This is a genomic window from Vibrio lamellibrachiae (assembly GCF_050337265.1).
GTDB lineage: Bacteria > Pseudomonadota > Gammaproteobacteria > Enterobacterales > Vibrionaceae > Vibrio > Vibrio kyushuensis.
Genome location: NZ_JAKJSU010000009.1, coordinates 268,179 through 283,731 on the forward strand (window position 1 = coordinate 268,179; position 15,553 = coordinate 283,731).

The window sequence follows — 15,553 nt, forward strand, 5'->3', positions numbered from 1 at the left end:
CTATTTCTAGTTCCGTTCATTTAGTAAAGAAAAAGCTTTACCTTAATCTAGGTTGAGGTTTTACAGTAACACCAAATGGAGTTTCATACATGGAGAAGACGATGAAAAACAAAACAGCCCCCTATTTAACCGGACGATTTTTTGATGGTATCTCATCAGGTCTTTTTATGATGGCATTGCCTTGGGTGATTCTTCAGACTCCGAACATGGGTACGTTCGTCGCCCTAGTCGCTCTAGCTTGTACAGTAACTTCATTCATATTGACCCCATTTTTCTCGACCTCTATTGACCGAAATTCACGTAAGTCTCTGCTGATACTAAACCAATGGATTCAGTCACTCACCGCAGCGGGTGTTGCCATCGCTTATTGGTTAGATATGGGTAATCACTGGCTACTGGCTGCGTCTCAACTGATATTTTGGGTATCAAGTAACTTTGCATGGGCGACCAACAGCGCCTTTACTCAGGAAAACTACAACAAGAATGAATACACATCGATCTCAGGCCTTCAAGAGGTGGTATTACAAACGACGACACTAGGTGCGGGGGCGCTGGGGATTGTGTTACTTCAGACTTGGGGAATGCTTGAGTTCGCCCTATTTGCCTCAATTGCCTCGGCCATTGCTGCTGTTTGCTATCTCCTCACGCCTTACCAACGAAACCGTTTACAACAGCCAAAATCACCGTTCTCTAAGCAGCTAATAGAGAGTATTGGGATCTATCGTCTCGCTCCTCGATTCTACCTATTTTTACTGTTGTCGACGTTGTCGTACCCTATTGTGACATTCCTAGGGAAACTGGTTCCTATTTGGTTCGCTGAAAATGGTGTGACAGGAAACTGGCTTGCAGCCTATAACGTCAGCTTCGGTGCCGGGGCGTTACTCACAGGGTTTCTGATTAGCCGTATTTTAGGTACGTTCACGCACCAAACTGCGATGCAATTTTCAATGTTAGGGTTAGTGGTAATGCTATTCGGAATGGGGGTTTCACTCGAGCCAATCTATCTACTGGTCTTTACATTCGGCTTTGGGTTTATCAACGCAACGAATCGAATCGCTCGAACTAATCTTATGCATTTAACCGTTCAGATTAATCAGCGGGGTCGTGTCGATGGGGGCATGGCCATGTTTGCGACCATGATGCAAAGCCTAAGCTATGTACTTATTGCGCTGTTAAGCCATTTTAAGTTAACGGAGCTTGGTTTTCTGATTGCTGCCTTAGTCGTCCTAATTGCCAGCGTTATCATGCTGACACTCAGTACGTCTGATCTAAAATCTGAAAATGATTTAGTCGCGACTAACTAGTGACAACTATTGGCTAGCTAACGCGGGCGAGATCACCATGTTCAGTAAGTGTTTGGTTTTTATCTTGATGTCTATTTAGTGCATGAAGCAATTGAACCAGTAGAAGGACACCGGTGACACCAAGGCCAATACCAATGCCTGCCCATATTCCGCCAAGTTCGAAATGGTTCATTAGCCACCAAGCAGAAGGTAAGCCAAATAACCAATATCCAACCAAGGTAACAAATGTTGGTGCGACGACAATTTTCATGCCTCTCAAAAGGTTAATTGCAAGAAGCTGCCACGCATCAACAATAAACCCAAGCGCAACCACCCAGATAACACCAGATAGCATCATCACCAAATGTGGGTCATCAATACCAAAGAACTGGGCGACCAACTCTGGTTTCAAGATAAATCCAGCCGCCAAAATAACGCTAATCAGCGTCACTAAGACAAAACTGTTCCACGAAGTCTTTTTCATTTCCTGATAATTTTCAGCACCAAAATCTCGGCCGATTAATATTGCTGCCGCTTGCGATAAACCAAAGTTTACATTCCAAGTTAAGCTTAAGCACTGAAGTAGTATTTGATGTAGTGCTAACGCAGCGATACTAATGGTGCCTGCCATCAAAGTACCACCATAGATGAGGCCATGCTCAAGTAGAGCGGCTACGGCAATAGGCAACCCCATAGCCAGTAAAGGCTTGGTTAAAGACAGCGAGTATTCGTCTAAATTTACCCAAGGAGCAAATGGTGCGAACTCTTCACGCTGAAAGACCCAAGCACCATAACCAATCGCGACTAATAATGCAGATAGCGCCGTCCCTGCCCCTAGACCTGTGAGTCCTAGACCTAGCGGGAACGCCAGAAGATAGCTGATAGGGATATTAATAATGACAGTGATCACCGACATAACCATCACTGAACGTACATGACCTAACGCACTGGTTAATCCTCTTAACACTAAAAGGATGAGCGAGGGGAATATTGCCCATTTCAAAGCATCAACATAAAGCATTGCGAGCGTGACAACTTCTTTTGGTTGGTTTGCTTTTGTTAATACCCAAGGTGCTAGGTGAAATAGAACCAACAGCAATATAGATAAAATAACGGAAAGGACCACTGCCCCTTTAATGGCAAAACGGATCTGTTGATTGCCATACTCTGGGCGAGCAACTCGCTGACCATAAGCAATAGCAATGAGGTTGGCAACACAACCCACTGTGCTACTTGCAATAATAAAGATAAAGAAATAGACAGACGCCCCTAAACCACCCGCAGCAATCGCTGTAACGCTAATTCGCGACATCATCCACACGTCAGTCAATACCAATGCCATAGCAATAAGTTGAGATATGATTAATGGGAATGCGAGTGATAGTATCTTTTTCATGGTGACCTCTTCTATTTCCGCCAATTTTATGAGGGATAGAGATGGCATTCAAATGATATATCAGTCACACTGACATTCCTTAAACTCATGTGAAAGGCACTTGTATGACACCATATTCAACCCTTCCTCATTCTCATAACGGATTGAGAGCATTCGAAGCCGTCGCTAGGCTAGCAAGCTTTACATTGGCTGCTGATGAATTGCACGTCACCCAAAGTGCGGTTAGCCGTCAGGTGAAACAATTGGAGGGGGAGCTTATGGCAACGTTGGTGATTCGACACCATCGTTCTATTGAGTTGACAGAGAAAGGTCAGCAGCTTTCGCATACGTTGCAGAACAACTACCAATCATTGCAAACACTGATTGAGTCATGGCAAGCACCAAAGCGCGAGAAAATAGTGATTAAATCGGCGTTAACCTACGCGACTCGATGCCTTATTCCCAAAATACATCAACTCAGTGAACGCTACCCTGATCATGATATTACGGTGATACCGTCACTTGAGGAGGAAGCTAGCCTAAACAGCGGTGATTACGACTTATTGATATTCAGTTCTAGACAAAAGGATGGATACCCATCTTTACCTGATGTTCGTTTATTGCGTGATGAGTACATGGCTCCAGTGTGTCGTATCAGTAGCACGGTTGAGAATCAGGATCTCGCCTCATTACTAACCATGCGCAGGCTTCATTCTACCCTCGCACACGATGATTGGAATGATTGGCTCGCCTCTCACCCTATTCCTTCACCAAGTTCGGTAAAGCATACAACCTTCTTTACTCTCGATCTTGCACTGAGTGCTTGCCTGTCAGGACAAGGGGTAACCGTGACTGATCTTTTGCTAATACTTCCAGAGCTACAGCAAAAGTTTCTTTATTGCCCAGAAGGAACAGAAGTAAAGTCCGGTGCGTGGCAATACTATTGCCACCAACGCACAAAATCGCCAATCATCGCTGACATTGTAGAGTGGGTTTTAGACCTCGCTCAGCAAGATATTTCTGAACTCAAAGCACTTGAAAACAAGTACCTATGGCTAAATAATGTGTCGCGCTCATAAAAATGACCACCAACGCATTCTTTCATAAGCCTGACTGCCCCTTGTCTTTCGATGTACGCTACTCAGATACCCTTCGCTGTGTTATAAATGCGGCGATGATTCAACGCTTTAATCAATTGACCGTCATAAACCATTATCCATCATAAACTATTGGTATTTTGAATGAACCTTAAGGCTGCTTACCTTGCCCTTCCTCTTTTGGCTGTGTCGACTTTTACTCAAGCAATGAGCTCTGATTCTTGGAAAACAGTGAGTGATATTGGTGCTTATGGGTTAGTGGGCGCTGCATTAGCTGTTCCGGCATATAAGGGAGACTGGCAAGGATTCCAACAAGCGGGCTTTAGTATTGCATCAGCCGCGGGGGTCGCATTTATTGGTAAGAAAACGATTGATGCGGAAAGACCAGATAAAAGCAATTACAACAGCTTCCCATCAGGCCATACAACCAATGCTTTCTCTTCTGCTACTACACTGCATTTACGTTATGGCTGGGAGGCTGGATTACCCGCTTATACCTTAGCAACACTGGTTGCTGTCGGGCGAGTTGAAGCTGATCAACATTATTGGAAGGATGTATTGGCTGGCGCAGCAATAGGATCGGTTTCTGCTTGGGTGTTCACCGATGCATTTGATGAGAATGTTCAGCTAATACCATGGGTAGAAAATGACAGCTACGGGCTCTCAATGCAATATCAATGGTAACTAAGCGATAAAGTAGGGTGAAGTTCAATGTTCTTTACCCACTCACGACACTCTTATTGCTCACTTTCTTTAGTTAAAGTTACTTCCCTCTATATACCTAGTAAATTTCGACTAGGATTGATCGATTCTTCCACTTACCTAGTTAGACTAATTCGCAATAGAGATCGTTCTAAATTAACCACTCAGGCAAGCGGCTTTTCATTTCCTTCTATATTGAACCATGCCGTGCATTTTCAGTTCGAACGTTTTCTAGCCGTGTAATCGAATACATTACACATAGAAACTCTAATACATCTACCTAGTGAATAATAAAGAACCACTCTATTAGCCTAATTAATCCAACCTTAACTTGTGCTCTTTAGTTCCTGTCTCTTCGTGTTCACAAAGTAACCATAAATATACTCAATCTCTTTATTCATGGGGGTTTAAGCTTTGCTATAACTGAAAAACAAACTCGGATTTTCCGATGTTCCACTTAATTAAAAATCAATAGAACCCGTTTTTTATTGCAACCAGTCTCATACAAGAAGCGCCACCACAAATGTTAACAAGTGAGCAGAGTTGATATAACCAAAGAAATAAATGTTGCAGTTATGATAAAACCAGTTAATACCTCTTGTGATAAATAGATATACATCGTTAAAATGCCATGAAATTACGTGATAGCAGTCACATCAATCAATCTGATCATGGTTTTTGCTTTTTTATTTTCAAGAATGACTGATAGTCTCCTGCTCGCTTCAAACCGAACTTGAAGTATATAAAAATAAGGAGTGTTCTTCATGAATACAAAAAAACCGATGTCGCTAACAGGCCGAATTATTCTTGGCATGGTAGCGGGTATTTTGACAGGGTTCGCCGTTCGATTCCTGTTTGGTGATGAAGGCTTTGTTCACACATACATTGTGAATGGTCTATTTGAAGTAGGTGGCAAAATTTTTATTGCTAGCTTACAGATGCTTGTTGTTCCACTTGTCTTTGTTTCGCTTGTATGTGGAACGAGTTCACTTAAAGATCTTTCAACCTTAGGCCGCATGGGTGGTAAAACACTTGCGTTCTATATCGTCACCACTGCTGTGGCCATTACTCTAGCATTGACTATGGGTACGCTCTTCCAGCCTGGTGCAGGTGCAGACTTAACTGCAGCGGCGTCTTTCCAATCTGCAGAAGCTCCATCTTTGGGACAAGTTATCATTAACATGTTCCCGACCAACCCTATCAATGCGATGGCGGAAGGTAAGACTCTACAAATTATCGTATTCGCTATTTTATTCGGTATTGCTATCAGCACCGCGGGTAAATCTGGTGAACGTATTGCTAGCTTATTCGTCGATCTTAATGCTGTCATCATGAGGCTGGTTGCTTTGCTGATGCACATTGCACCATTTGGTGTGTTCTTCCTAATGGCGAAGCTATTCACAGGTTTAGGTTTAGGTGCTATTTGGAGCCTAGCAGGTTACTTCGCAGTTCTTGCAGGTACACTACTGCTTCACGGCCTAGTAACGTACAGCGTATTACTTAAAGGTTTCACGGGCCTAAGCCCTATTACCTTCTTGAAGAAGATGGAAGATGCGATCATGTTTGCATTCTCTACCGCTTCTTCAAATGCAACCATGCCAGTGACCATGGAAACCGCTAAAAACCGTCTAGGCGTTGACAATAAAGTTGCGTCATTCACTATCCCACTCGGAGCGACAGTGAACATGGATGGCACGGCGATCATGCAAGGTGTTGCAACAGCATTTATCGCACAAGCATTCGGCATTGACCTTACAATGGGTGACTACCTTGCTGTTATTCTAACGGCAACGTTAGCGTCTATCGGTACAGCTGGTGTTCCTGGTGTAGGCTTGATCATGCTGGCTATGGTTCTAAACCAAGTAGGCCTACCGCTAGAAGGTATCGCGCTGATTATGGGTGTTGACCGTCTTCTTGATATGATTCGTACCGCAGTAAACATTACTGGTGATAGCGCCGTGACAATGATTGTTGCTAAATCTGAAGGTGCGTTGGATGAATCAGTATTCAACGATCCAAAGGCTGGTGAGAAGGAAGAAGAAGTCCACTTAGAGAAAGTGAACGCCTAGTCCCGGTCATATAGACACGAAAATACAGAAACAAACACAACATAAAAATGAAGCCCTAATCGTACTTTCTATTCAAATATATGAAAGAGTGATTAGGGCTTTTTCTTTGTTTCGCGTTTTGGAGACAAGCTTAAGTCATGTTTACTTAGCAAGCTTTTCTAGCACTCGCATCAATAAGCGAATGCGAGGCTCAATCGATTCAAGTAGCAGGTACTCTTCGTCACTATGAAAACCAGCGCCAATTGGGCCTAGACCATCCAGTGTTGGAATACCCAAAATCGCAGTATTATTCGCATCTGAACCTCCCCCAACTTCTTTCCAATTGATATCAATATCAAGTTCACTGGCGCTTTGCTCAACCAAACTCATTAATACTTGAGTGTTTTCTGTTGGCACCATAGAAGGTTTATAAGCTTCTCGCTCAAGCGCTATGCTAACTCCATCAAGGAAGGGAGTTTGGCTCATTCCCGTCAACTGGCTGTCAATCGCATCGTATTCATCGTTATTCCAAAAGCGTACATCCACAATGGCTTCGGCATAATCTGGGACTATATTGGCTCCTGAGCCTCCAGAAACAACGCCTACATTCAACGTACTGCCTGATTCAAAGTTTGTTAGCTTGTTTATCGCAATGATCCATTGCGCCATTTCGGTTATTGCGCTGCATCCATTTTGAGGCTCATTACCCGCATGGGCGGCTTTTCCATGGAAGACTATTTTGTAGCGAGCCATGCCTTTTCGGGCTTTGACCAAACCGCCATCGGCGCGAGCGGCTTCAGCAACTAATACATGCTTCGCTTTCTTTGCTGTCGCTTGAATCCAATCAACGGAATACAATGATCCTGTTTCTTCATCTGGGTTCATACAGACACAGACCGAGAGTTTATCTAATGTTTTTGGATCAAGGTTTCGAAGCGCATAAACAACATTCAGCAGCCCCGACTTCATATCAGAAACACCAGGACCATAGGCTTTCTGCTCATCGATACTCATCGGCCGAGCTGAGGCTATTCCCGGAGCAAAGACAGTATCCAAATGGCCAATAAGCATCACATCAATATGCTCTGCCTCAGGCTTATTTCGAACTTCAAGCCCAACGCCAGCTACGCCACAATCAATGCGTTTTATATTCCAGCCCTGCAAATCAACATACTTTTGCTCAAATTGAGCAGCTACGGCTTCAATACCATCTATGGTGTAGGTCCCGCAATCCAAGTTGACGAGCGGCTTTAACTCTTCTAAATATTGTTTGAGTGAAAAGTCCATTGTTTCTCCTTACAGAATGAGGTTCATAACAAGCATTGCACCAAATGCGTTAAGCACTGATATCGCAATCATCACGGGAATGTAGCGCCCTTCCGTTCCAATAGGACCCATAATACGCCCCATATATTGAACTTGTGAACCCATCAAATAGATCGCAGGCGCAAGAATCCCAATATGAACACCATTGAGAATGCCTTGATCAAATAGTGTAATCACAACACCGACAGCACCACCCATAGACATCCAAGCACCAATAAGAACAGCTGCAGCCTCACCCGGCAAACCAAATACCGCCATAATTGGAGAAAATAAAATCCCCATCAGCTCAAGAGCCCCCGTAATTTGCAGCGCTTTAATGATCACAAACGCCATCAAAACATTAGGAACGGTTGATGTCGTTGCAATCACCCAACCTTTTTTTGCCCCTTCGACAAAAATGTCCGTCACCATCGGTTTTTTCGCTTTTACTTCGCTCATTATGCTTTCTCCTCGGTTAACTCAGATTGGTCGTTGCCCTGTTTCTCATTATTGTTTTTTAAATCGTCCTCTTTGCCCTCAGTAATATTGAGGTAAATACGAAACAAATTTGCGCCAATAAACTTGAATGCAAACATAACCACAACAGCCAAGCCAATTGAGGAAGTTACAGCTAAAGACCCATCGGCTAGAGTTAGCGTGAACAGAACCGCGCCAGATGAGAAAAAGTTCACAATCGTCGCGCCCGCAGTAAACTGGAACATAGTAAAAACATCCGTTTCACGCTTGGTTAAATGGCCTTCATCTTTCAACTGACGTGTCATTGCCGCACCCGCATCAGTACTTTGTAGTGAAGCAATTAACGCTAAGCCAGAGTTACCAGGGATACCCATTAAAGGTCGAAGTAGAGGTGTTAATAGTTTACGAGCCGCTTCTAGTGCGCCGTAGTGCTCTAATACATTGATCATACCCAGCGCAAACATAACTGTCGGAATTAAAGTCAGCGCAAAGATGAAACCATCTCTAGCACCACTGCCACCTTGGCCGCGAAGTGTCGTTGTAGCAACCTGAACGCCATCTGCCGTTTCGGTTACCGCCCCTGCTACACTACCGAACGCGCCATTGAGCGTGGTAAAGTCAAAAACGCCATACCATTCACTCGATTGAAATAAACCAGAAAAGAACACCACTGCAAACGCGAGCGCAACATAACACCCCCACGTTACTTTACGATCTGACACGATGGAACTAGACATATAAATACCTCTGCATATAAAACAAGACAGCTATAATATTGCTTAAAAACACATCCATTTTGATGATCTAAATCAAGCAGAGCTTCTAACTAAAATACCACACCGAACCAAGATCAAATTTTACACAATCATCAATAAAGCAGAGGTATACACCATCGAAATAAATAACTTAAGAATTTTAATTCACGTCATAAATAGGTATGTAAAATCAACGAATGGATGTAATTCAATCAGATCCGATATGCCTCACAGTGAATGTAAACAAAGATGTATACACTGGCACAAGTCATCATTTCAAGGAGTGAATATGTATGAATAAGCAGTGGTTAATTCTCGGTGCGCTACTCACCTTTTTTGCATCCCCATCTTTTGCATCCGTTAATAGTGAACAGTATCTTTCTCTTACCCAATCTACCGTAGGCTTTGCAGCGCTCGCTCTCTTTACCCTCGCCTACATACTCGTGATGTTAGAAGAGTATCTCCAACTTAGAAAATCTAAACCTGTGCTGCTTGCCGCTGGTTTAATTTGGGCAATGATCGGTTATGTCTATCAGCAAAATGGCATGATAGATATTGCAAAAGCAGCACTTGAACACAACTTGCTTGAATACGCGGAATTACTACTATTCTTGCTTGTGGCCATGACTTATATCAGCGCTATGGAAGAGCGGCGACTGTTTGATGCGTTGCAAGCGTGGATGGTAGGCAAAGGGTTCGATTTCAAAGCACTGTTTTGGATAACAGGTGTACTGGCATTTTTCATTTCCCCAATTGCCGATAACTTAACAACGGCACTTCTGATGTGTGCTGTAGTACTAAAAGTTGGCGGGGATAACACCAAATTTGTAAATCTAGCGTGTATTAATATCGTCATTGCAGCCAATGCTGGCGGCGCATTCAGTCCATTTGGTGATATTACAACGTTAATGGTATGGCAAGCAGGCCATGTCTCATTCTCTGAGTTCATGCCACTATTTTTACCATCGGTCATTAACTACGTTGTACCAGCAGTCATTATGTCGTTCTTTATTCCTGCAACTAAACCTAACGTTGAACACAAACACGTTGAGCTAAAGCGAGGAGCGCGACGCATTGTCGGCTTATTTATTCTTACAATCGCTACTGCGGTTGCTTTCCATGCCGTACTGCATTTCCCACCAGTAATAGGGATGATGATGGGACTCGCTTATTTGCAGTTCTTTGGTTTCTTCTTACGTCGAACTCTACACACATCACTCACCAAAAAAGCCGCGATGGCCATTGCTAACGGTGATGACTATGCACTGAAACGTTTAGGCTCTGTGGTTCCCTTTGATGTATTTCGCCGTGTTTCTCACGCCGAGTGGGATACGCTGCTATTTTTCTACGGGGTAGTAATGTGTGTTGGAGGTCTAAGCCTGATCGGTTATCTAGGACTTGCCTCTGAGATCATGTACTCACAGTGGGATCCTGTCTGGGCAAATATCATGGTTGGTGTTCTATCAGCGATTGTCGATAACATTCCGGTCATGTTTGCCGTTCTAACCATGGAGCCGGTTATGTCCATGGGCAACTGGTTGTTAGTCACACTTGCTGCTGGGGTTGGTGGTAGTTTGCTATCAATTGGTTCTGCAGCAGGGGTTGCTCTTATGGGCGCGGCTCATGGTAAATATACGTTCTTTGGCCACCTTAAATGGATGCCTGTCATCATGTTAGGTTACATTGCCAGTATCGCTGCGCATCTTATGCTTAACGGGCAGCTATTTACTTAATAACAAATAACACTATCTCACGCCACGTTATAGATGATCTGTTACGTGGCGTTTTTCTATCCGGCAGAAAGGCTAATTTTTATCATTAAGTATCATAGGTTGGGCGGGAGCGATAAAATCCTCTTTCACCCAAATGTTCACCATGTTGTATTTCGCACAAGTACTGCATGTCAGCACTTCTCCATCACCATGTATGCGCATTATTAAATCTTCTCGCTTCTCTTTTGAGCTATTCGCCAACTTGATATAAACATGGCTATCTTCAACTTGAAACTCTCGAACAATCAAATGATCCTCAAATTGCTGATTCATTATTCCTTTTTTGAACGTCAACGTATTATCGTTATATTGATTGGAATATAAACCTTCGAAAGCTAAGGTTTCGTGGTTCACCATCTCTTCTAGTTTTTCTTGAAAACACCCCTGCAAAGAGGCGAGTAGCCCTATTATCATGACAGCTTTAAGTGTCAAAGATTTGTCCATAGCCTTTGTTTCCTTACTTTAAAATACCTTCCAACTTCAATAGGCTTTTTTTGACATCTATACCACCAGCATAACCCGTTAGCTTACCGCTTTTACCAATCACTCGATGGCAAGGAACAATGATAGAAACAGGGTTCTTTCCATTTGCTAACCCTACCGCCCGTACTGCTTTGGGGTTTCCAATTTTCTCGGCTAACTGCTGATAGCTCCAAGACTCACCATAAGGGATCATGCATAAGGCGCGCCAAACCTGTTGTTGAAAATCGGTGCCCTGCGACGCTATTGGTAATGAAAACTCTTTCCTTCGCTGAGAAAAATACTCATCTAACTGAGTTATCGTTTCTTTTAGTATAGGAAAACTCTCATCTTTTTGTCCTAATTGTGCTGGTTGAGTTGTATGAATTGGAAACCAAACGCCTAATAAGCCATGCTCATTGGCTTGTAAGGTGAGTAATCCAAAAGGGCTTTGATAATTGGTGTATCTGTTCATGGCAAGTATTCCCAGCAGTGAAAAGTAGCGTAGCTACCCCATGGTGAAACTGAATTTTGATTAAGTTGAGGAAATGCACTCATCGCTTTTTTAACGATAAGATCGCCAGATAAGAATCGATCTGGCATGGATAAGCCCCGCAGCAGTGCATAATCAATTGTCCATGGCCCTATCCCTTTAATCGATATCCATTCCTGCGGATTTGCTTCTTCACTTTCAATATAAAAATTAGCAAATCGTTTTAAAGTATCTTTACGGCTTTGAGGCATTCTTAAGAAATCTAAATCCGCGTTAGCAACTTCAAGTGCTGTTGGAAAATATCTGTCTCCGGTATCTACATTCGTTAACTTTTTAGCTAATAGATTAAGTTGCCCGATTGCGGCTTTTACTGAGACTTGTTGGCCAATAATGGCTCTAACACCAGCCTCCCAAGGGCTCCAGACTCCTGGAATGCGAATTCCGGATGTATGAACTAACCCCGGAGCGATATTAGACAAATGTTGCTCTACATTATTGATGTCAGCATCTAAATCAAACATAGTCCGAATTCGATTAACCAGATGCCTAAGCTGACTCAGTTCGTCCAATCTAACTTCAACATGCAACTGGCTTCCCTCAACCCAAGCCTTGAACCATGCCTGACTTCCGTTGATTCGAACATGTCGCTCATAGGTTGTTTCCGTCACTAATTCAACCCCATCTATTGCACGGTTTCGATAAAAATTAAGCATATGTGGCCAGTTAAAGGGGCCTCGAAATGCCATCGAAATAGTATTTTCTAAGCAATTCCCTTTCTCTTGTTTTCGCACCTGACTTGGTGTGAGTTTGAGTGTTTTCTTAAACGCATCATTAAAACGACGAACACTTTGAAAACCACTCGCATAAGCAATGCCTGTCACGGCCATCGAGCTTGAATGAAGCAATTGTTTAGCAAACATAAGCTGATGATATTGAGCATACTGTTTTGGCGACAATCCAAGATAAGTTTGAAATAATTGGCGCAAATAACGACTACTTATTCCCAATCTGTCAGATAGCTGTTCAATATTGCCGTTGATCAATGCGCCTTGTTCTATCAACTGAACTGCTCGATGAAAAGTCGTCTCTACGCCTTTCCACGCCCAAGAGTTAGGTGAGCTGTCAGGGTGACAACGTAAGCAAGGGCGATAGCCTGCATTGAGTGCTTCAGCCTTGTCTGAAAAGTACTCAACATTCTGCTCTTTAGGCAAATTGGCTGGGCAAATCGGCCGACAAAATATGCCCGTCGTTTTGACCGCGATAAAGAACTGGCCATCAAAGCGGGCATCTCGGGTTAATCGTGCACTTTGGCATTGTTCACTAGTCAAAGCTGAGTATTGGGTAAGAGCCATCTTCCTTTGCCTTAAAATCCTATAATGAGTAAGAGTGTAACAATAATGATTACTTGAGCTAGCCATTTTCGGAACTCAATCGTAATCACTTTTTCTCATATATTTAGTTTACTTTATCGGCGCTGCCTCAAACTTCTAACACTGTCTCTATTGTTTCTTTTTTTTGCAATATTCATGAAATATAAATCAGCAAAATTAAGCAACGAAACAAACAAAACTCTCTGTTCGTTTCGTCCAATAATAAACCCTAAAAGTGATATGTTCACGATTGTATTTAATAGAGGCTGTTATGTCTGACATTGAGTTTAGATTCGGAAAAAAGAGATTTTACGATAACAAGAAATTCCCGAGAGGATTTGCAAAATCAGGTGATTTCACCCTTGCAGAAGAAGAGCTAATGGTTATGTATGGCGATACCATGCAAGCACTTGAAAAAGGTGATATTGAGCCAACAAACTCAGAAGAAAAGCAGTTTATCAAAGCATTAAAGTCACCACAAAAAGCTAAATCTAAATTAGAAAAAGTCTGGCTTAAATACATCCAGCTAACACGTGGCAAGAAACGATTCCACTCATTAAGCAGCAGTGAAAAGCCGCGAAGTAATCAACGACGTCATACGAGTACTTACATTGCTAACGATGACGAGTTAAATTACGATACTGAAATTTCACTCGACGAATTATCTTCAGAAGAGGCTGAACTAAGCCACTCAAATCTATCTCAAGGTTCAATTCAGGTTTCACCACAGCAGGTGGCTGACAATCCCTGACAATGCACCTAATCCTCCGCTGGCCGCATTAGCAAAATATCCATCCATAGTATCGTGGCTATTTTGCAAGTGTCGCCAGCTTTTCTAAAAATGTATCACGGCAGTGGGGTTCATTGTAATCGATGTGAAAACGATGCGAAGAGCAGACCTTTAAATCAATCCCTTCCCCGCGCAGATGAACAAGAAAGCCTTCGTGTTCACTAAACGCCTCTATACCACTGAATACTTTTCCATTTGGAGTGACCACCCCTAAAGCCATCACCTGCTCATAAGCAAGAAATATCTTTTTCGGGTTTAGACTGTCTTTCATCGTATGACTCTCCCTTAAGTTACATATACTGAGTATGGATAAAAAACTACGTCATTGCATAAGTTCCCAGCAAAAAATGTGTCAGCGTAAAGTTTGTTAAACCCAATAGCTCTAACAGCAGTACACATAATTTCTAATATTATGCTCGAGACAGACTAGCAAGAGAAAATATGACTAAATTATTGAATTATTTATTAGAAACAACAACGATAGATGACATTGGCGAAAGTAAACGCAAAAAAATTGACCAAAAACAATAGCAGATCGCAAAAACTTATTTTATAATGCGAATTAATGTTTCAAAGCATCCAAAATTCAAATATTCGAGGCAAACAATGAGACTTATCCCGTTAAACAAAGCAGCACAAGTAGGCAAGTGGGCGGCAGCACACATCGTTAAGCGCATCAACGATTTCAACCCAACTGCAGAGCGTCCATTCGTACTTGGCCTACCTACAGGTGGTACTCCACTTGCTACGTACAAAGCACTTATCGAGCTACATAAAGCTGGTGAAGTTAGCTTCAAGAACGTTGTTACGTTTAACATGGATGAGTATATTGGTATTCCTTCAGATCACCCAGAATCTTACCGTACGTTCATGTACTCAAACTTCTTCAACCACATTGATATCCAAGATGAGAACATCAATCTTCTTGATGGCAATGCAACAGACAACGAAGTTGAGTGTCAACGTTACGAAGACAAAATTAAGTCTTACGGCAAAATTAACCTATTCATGGGTGGCGTAGGCAACGACGGTCACATCGCATTTAACGAGCCTGCATCTTCTCTTGCTTCACGCACTCGTATTAAAACACTGACAGAAGATACTCGTATTGCTAACTCTCGTTTCTTCGACGGTGATATCGAGCAAGTGCCAAAATACGCACTGACTATCGGTGTTGGCACTTTACTGGACTCTCATGAAATCATGATCCTAGTGACTGGCCACAACAAAGCACTTGCTCTGCAAGCGGCTGTTGAAGGCTCTGTAAACCACCTATGGACTGTATCTGCTCTACAACTTCACCCTAAATCAGTGATCGTTTGTGATGAGCCATCAACTCAAGAGCTTAAAGTTAAAACGGTTAAGTACTTCTCTGAGTTAGAAGCTGAGAACATCAAAGGTTTCTAAGCTTATTTTCTCGAATCACGTTCGAGTTTAAATGAATAGATACGCATAAGTTTCGCTAGCACGATTCGTTATGAGTTAAAAAAGCCACGCAGTAGCGTGGCTTTTTGTATATTTATGCAATTGAAAACTTCTTTTCATTACAACAAGTTATATAATCCTGTTGAATATGTGACCTGCTGTCGTAACCAAATGTAAATGATAAAATAGACAGAACAATATT

Annotated in this window: 14 protein-coding genes and 1 pseudogene; 7 read left to right on the top strand and 8 right to left on the bottom strand. The window is 42.5% G+C overall.

What is annotated here, in order from left to right; all coding sequences use genetic code 11:
- The first annotated feature begins 101 nt into the window (after window positions 1–101).
- Window positions 102–1,304 (top strand): MFS transporter, encoded by a 1,203-nt coding sequence (locus L4C54_RS16290; RefSeq protein WP_428808991.1) that lies wholly within the window; start codon window positions 102–104, stop codon window positions 1,302–1,304.
- 13 nt (window positions 1,305–1,317) lie between these two features.
- On the opposite strand, the gene L4C54_RS16295 is transcribed toward L4C54_RS16290, so the two are convergent.
- On the bottom strand, window positions 1,318–2,679 hold the full coding sequence (locus L4C54_RS16295; protein WP_428808992.1) for an MATE family efflux transporter: 1,362 nt from the start codon (window positions 2,677–2,679) through the stop codon (window positions 1,318–1,320).
- A 104-nt stretch (window positions 2,680–2,783) separates the two neighbouring features.
- On the opposite strand from L4C54_RS16295, the gene L4C54_RS16300 reads away from it, so the two are divergent.
- The 3 genes from L4C54_RS16300 to L4C54_RS16310 all read left to right on the top strand — a co-directional run bounded on the left by L4C54_RS16300 (window position 2,784) and on the right by L4C54_RS16310 (window position 6,526).
- The gene (locus L4C54_RS16300) at window positions 2,784–3,737 is read left to right on the top strand and encodes a LysR family transcriptional regulator (RefSeq protein ID WP_428808993.1); all 954 of its coding nucleotides are present in this window, start codon (window positions 2,784–2,786) and stop codon (window positions 3,735–3,737) included.
- Between the two features lie 162 nt (window positions 3,738–3,899).
- Window positions 3,900–4,439 carry a phosphatase PAP2 family protein gene (locus L4C54_RS16305; protein ID WP_428808994.1) on the top strand — a complete coding sequence of 180 codons (540 nt, stop codon included), beginning with the start codon at window positions 3,900–3,902 and terminating at the stop codon, window positions 4,437–4,439.
- 782 nt (window positions 4,440–5,221) lie between these two features.
- A complete protein-coding gene (locus L4C54_RS16310; protein WP_428808995.1) occupies window positions 5,222–6,526 on the top strand; it encodes a dicarboxylate/amino acid:cation symporter in 1,305 nt (434 codons plus the stop codon).
- Between the two features lie 141 nt (window positions 6,527–6,667).
- Here the strand turns inward: L4C54_RS16310 and L4C54_RS16315 are convergent, their stop codons facing one another.
- The 3 genes from L4C54_RS16315 to L4C54_RS16325 are packed head-to-tail and all read right to left on the bottom strand — an operon-like array spanning window position 6,668 to window position 9,024.
- Window positions 6,668–7,792, bottom strand: coding sequence for a M20 family metallopeptidase (locus L4C54_RS16315; protein WP_428808996.1), 1,125 nt, complete (start codon window positions 7,790–7,792; stop codon window positions 6,668–6,670).
- 9 nt (window positions 7,793–7,801) lie between these two features.
- Complete coding sequence (locus L4C54_RS16320; protein ID WP_428808997.1) at window positions 7,802–8,269, bottom strand: YjiG family protein; 468 nt, start codon at window positions 8,267–8,269, stop codon at window positions 7,802–7,804.
- Window positions 8,269–9,024, bottom strand: coding sequence for a nucleoside recognition domain-containing protein (locus L4C54_RS16325; RefSeq protein ID WP_428808998.1), 756 nt, complete (start codon window positions 9,022–9,024; stop codon window positions 8,269–8,271). Before L4C54_RS16325 ends, L4C54_RS16320 begins: the two co-directional genes overlap by 1 nt.
- A gap of 311 nt (window positions 9,025–9,335) precedes the next feature.
- On the opposite strand from L4C54_RS16325, the gene nhaD reads away from it, so the two are divergent.
- A complete protein-coding gene (gene nhaD / locus L4C54_RS16330; RefSeq protein WP_428803073.1) occupies window positions 9,336–10,775 on the top strand; it encodes a sodium:proton antiporter NhaD in 1,440 nt (479 codons plus the stop codon).
- A gap of 72 nt (window positions 10,776–10,847) precedes the next feature.
- Here nhaD and L4C54_RS16335 read toward each other — a convergent pair whose 3' ends face one another.
- Genes L4C54_RS16335 through L4C54_RS16345 form a run of 3 tightly spaced genes read right to left on the bottom strand, consistent with a single transcriptional unit; the run spans window position 10,848 to window position 13,118 of the window.
- Window positions 10,848–11,258 (bottom strand): hypothetical protein, encoded by a 411-nt coding sequence (locus L4C54_RS16335; RefSeq protein WP_428808999.1) that lies wholly within the window; start codon window positions 11,256–11,258, stop codon window positions 10,848–10,850.
- Window positions 11,259–11,271: 13 nt separating this feature from the next.
- Window positions 11,272–11,748 carry a methylated-DNA--[protein]-cysteine S-methyltransferase gene (locus L4C54_RS16340; RefSeq protein ID WP_428809000.1) on the bottom strand — a complete coding sequence of 159 codons (477 nt, stop codon included), beginning with the start codon at window positions 11,746–11,748 and terminating at the stop codon, window positions 11,272–11,274.
- Window positions 11,745–13,118 (bottom strand): DNA-3-methyladenine glycosylase 2 family protein, encoded by a 1,374-nt coding sequence (locus L4C54_RS16345; protein ID WP_428809001.1) that lies wholly within the window; start codon window positions 13,116–13,118, stop codon window positions 11,745–11,747. The genes L4C54_RS16340 and L4C54_RS16345 overlap by 4 nt, the downstream gene beginning before the upstream one ends.
- Before the next feature lie 289 nt (window positions 13,119–13,407).
- Here L4C54_RS16345 and L4C54_RS16350 point away from each other — a divergent pair.
- Window positions 13,408–13,758: pseudogene (locus L4C54_RS16350) on the top strand (MaoP family protein); the annotation flags it as partial.
- Window positions 13,759–13,945: 187 nt separating this feature from the next.
- On the opposite strand, the gene L4C54_RS16355 reads toward L4C54_RS16350, so the two are convergent.
- Window positions 13,946–14,197, bottom strand: a complete 252-nt coding sequence (locus L4C54_RS16355; RefSeq protein ID WP_428809002.1) for a DUF3081 family protein — start codon at window positions 14,195–14,197, stop codon at window positions 13,946–13,948.
- A 335-nt stretch (window positions 14,198–14,532) separates the two neighbouring features.
- Between L4C54_RS16355 and nagB the strand changes: the two genes are divergently transcribed.
- Window positions 14,533–15,333, top strand: a complete 801-nt coding sequence (gene nagB, locus L4C54_RS16360) for a glucosamine-6-phosphate deaminase (RefSeq protein ID WP_428803078.1) — start codon at window positions 14,533–14,535, stop codon at window positions 15,331–15,333.
- The last annotated feature ends 220 nt before the right edge of the window (window positions 15,334–15,553 follow it).

Excerpts from the sequence above, each read along its gene's own strand:
- L4C54_RS16295 (WP_428808992.1), bottom strand. The coding sequence starts at position 2,679 with ATGAAAAAGATACTATCACTCGCATTCCCATTAATCATATCTCAACTT.
- L4C54_RS16355 (WP_428809002.1), bottom strand. The coding sequence starts at position 14,197 with ATGAAAGACAGTCTAAACCCGAAAAAGATATTTCTTGCTTATGAGCAG.
- nagB (WP_428803078.1), top strand. The coding sequence starts at position 14,533 with ATGAGACTTATCCCGTTAAACAAAGCAGCACAAGTAGGCAAGTGGGCG.
- L4C54_RS16345 (WP_428809001.1), bottom strand. The coding sequence starts at position 13,118 with ATGGCTCTTACCCAATACTCAGCTTTGACTAGTGAACAATGCCAAAGT.
- L4C54_RS16310 (WP_428808995.1), top strand. The coding sequence starts at position 5,222 with ATGAATACAAAAAAACCGATGTCGCTAACAGGCCGAATTATTCTTGGC.
- L4C54_RS16290 (WP_428808991.1), top strand. The coding sequence starts at position 102 with ATGAAAAACAAAACAGCCCCCTATTTAACCGGACGATTTTTTGATGGT.
- L4C54_RS16315 (WP_428808996.1), bottom strand. The coding sequence starts at position 7,792 with ATGGACTTTTCACTCAAACAATATTTAGAAGAGTTAAAGCCGCTCGTC.
- L4C54_RS16300 (WP_428808993.1), top strand. The coding sequence starts at position 2,784 with ATGACACCATATTCAACCCTTCCTCATTCTCATAACGGATTGAGAGCA.
- L4C54_RS16320 (WP_428808997.1), bottom strand. The coding sequence starts at position 8,269 with ATGAGCGAAGTAAAAGCGAAAAAACCGATGGTGACGGACATTTTTGTC.
- L4C54_RS16335 (WP_428808999.1), bottom strand. The coding sequence starts at position 11,258 with ATGGACAAATCTTTGACACTTAAAGCTGTCATGATAATAGGGCTACTC.
- L4C54_RS16325 (WP_428808998.1), bottom strand. The coding sequence starts at position 9,024 with ATGTCTAGTTCCATCGTGTCAGATCGTAAAGTAACGTGGGGGTGTTAT.
- L4C54_RS16305 (WP_428808994.1), top strand. The coding sequence starts at position 3,900 with ATGAACCTTAAGGCTGCTTACCTTGCCCTTCCTCTTTTGGCTGTGTCG.
- nhaD (WP_428803073.1), top strand. The coding sequence starts at position 9,336 with ATGAATAAGCAGTGGTTAATTCTCGGTGCGCTACTCACCTTTTTTGCA.
- L4C54_RS16340 (WP_428809000.1), bottom strand. The coding sequence starts at position 11,748 with ATGAACAGATACACCAATTATCAAAGCCCTTTTGGATTACTCACCTTA.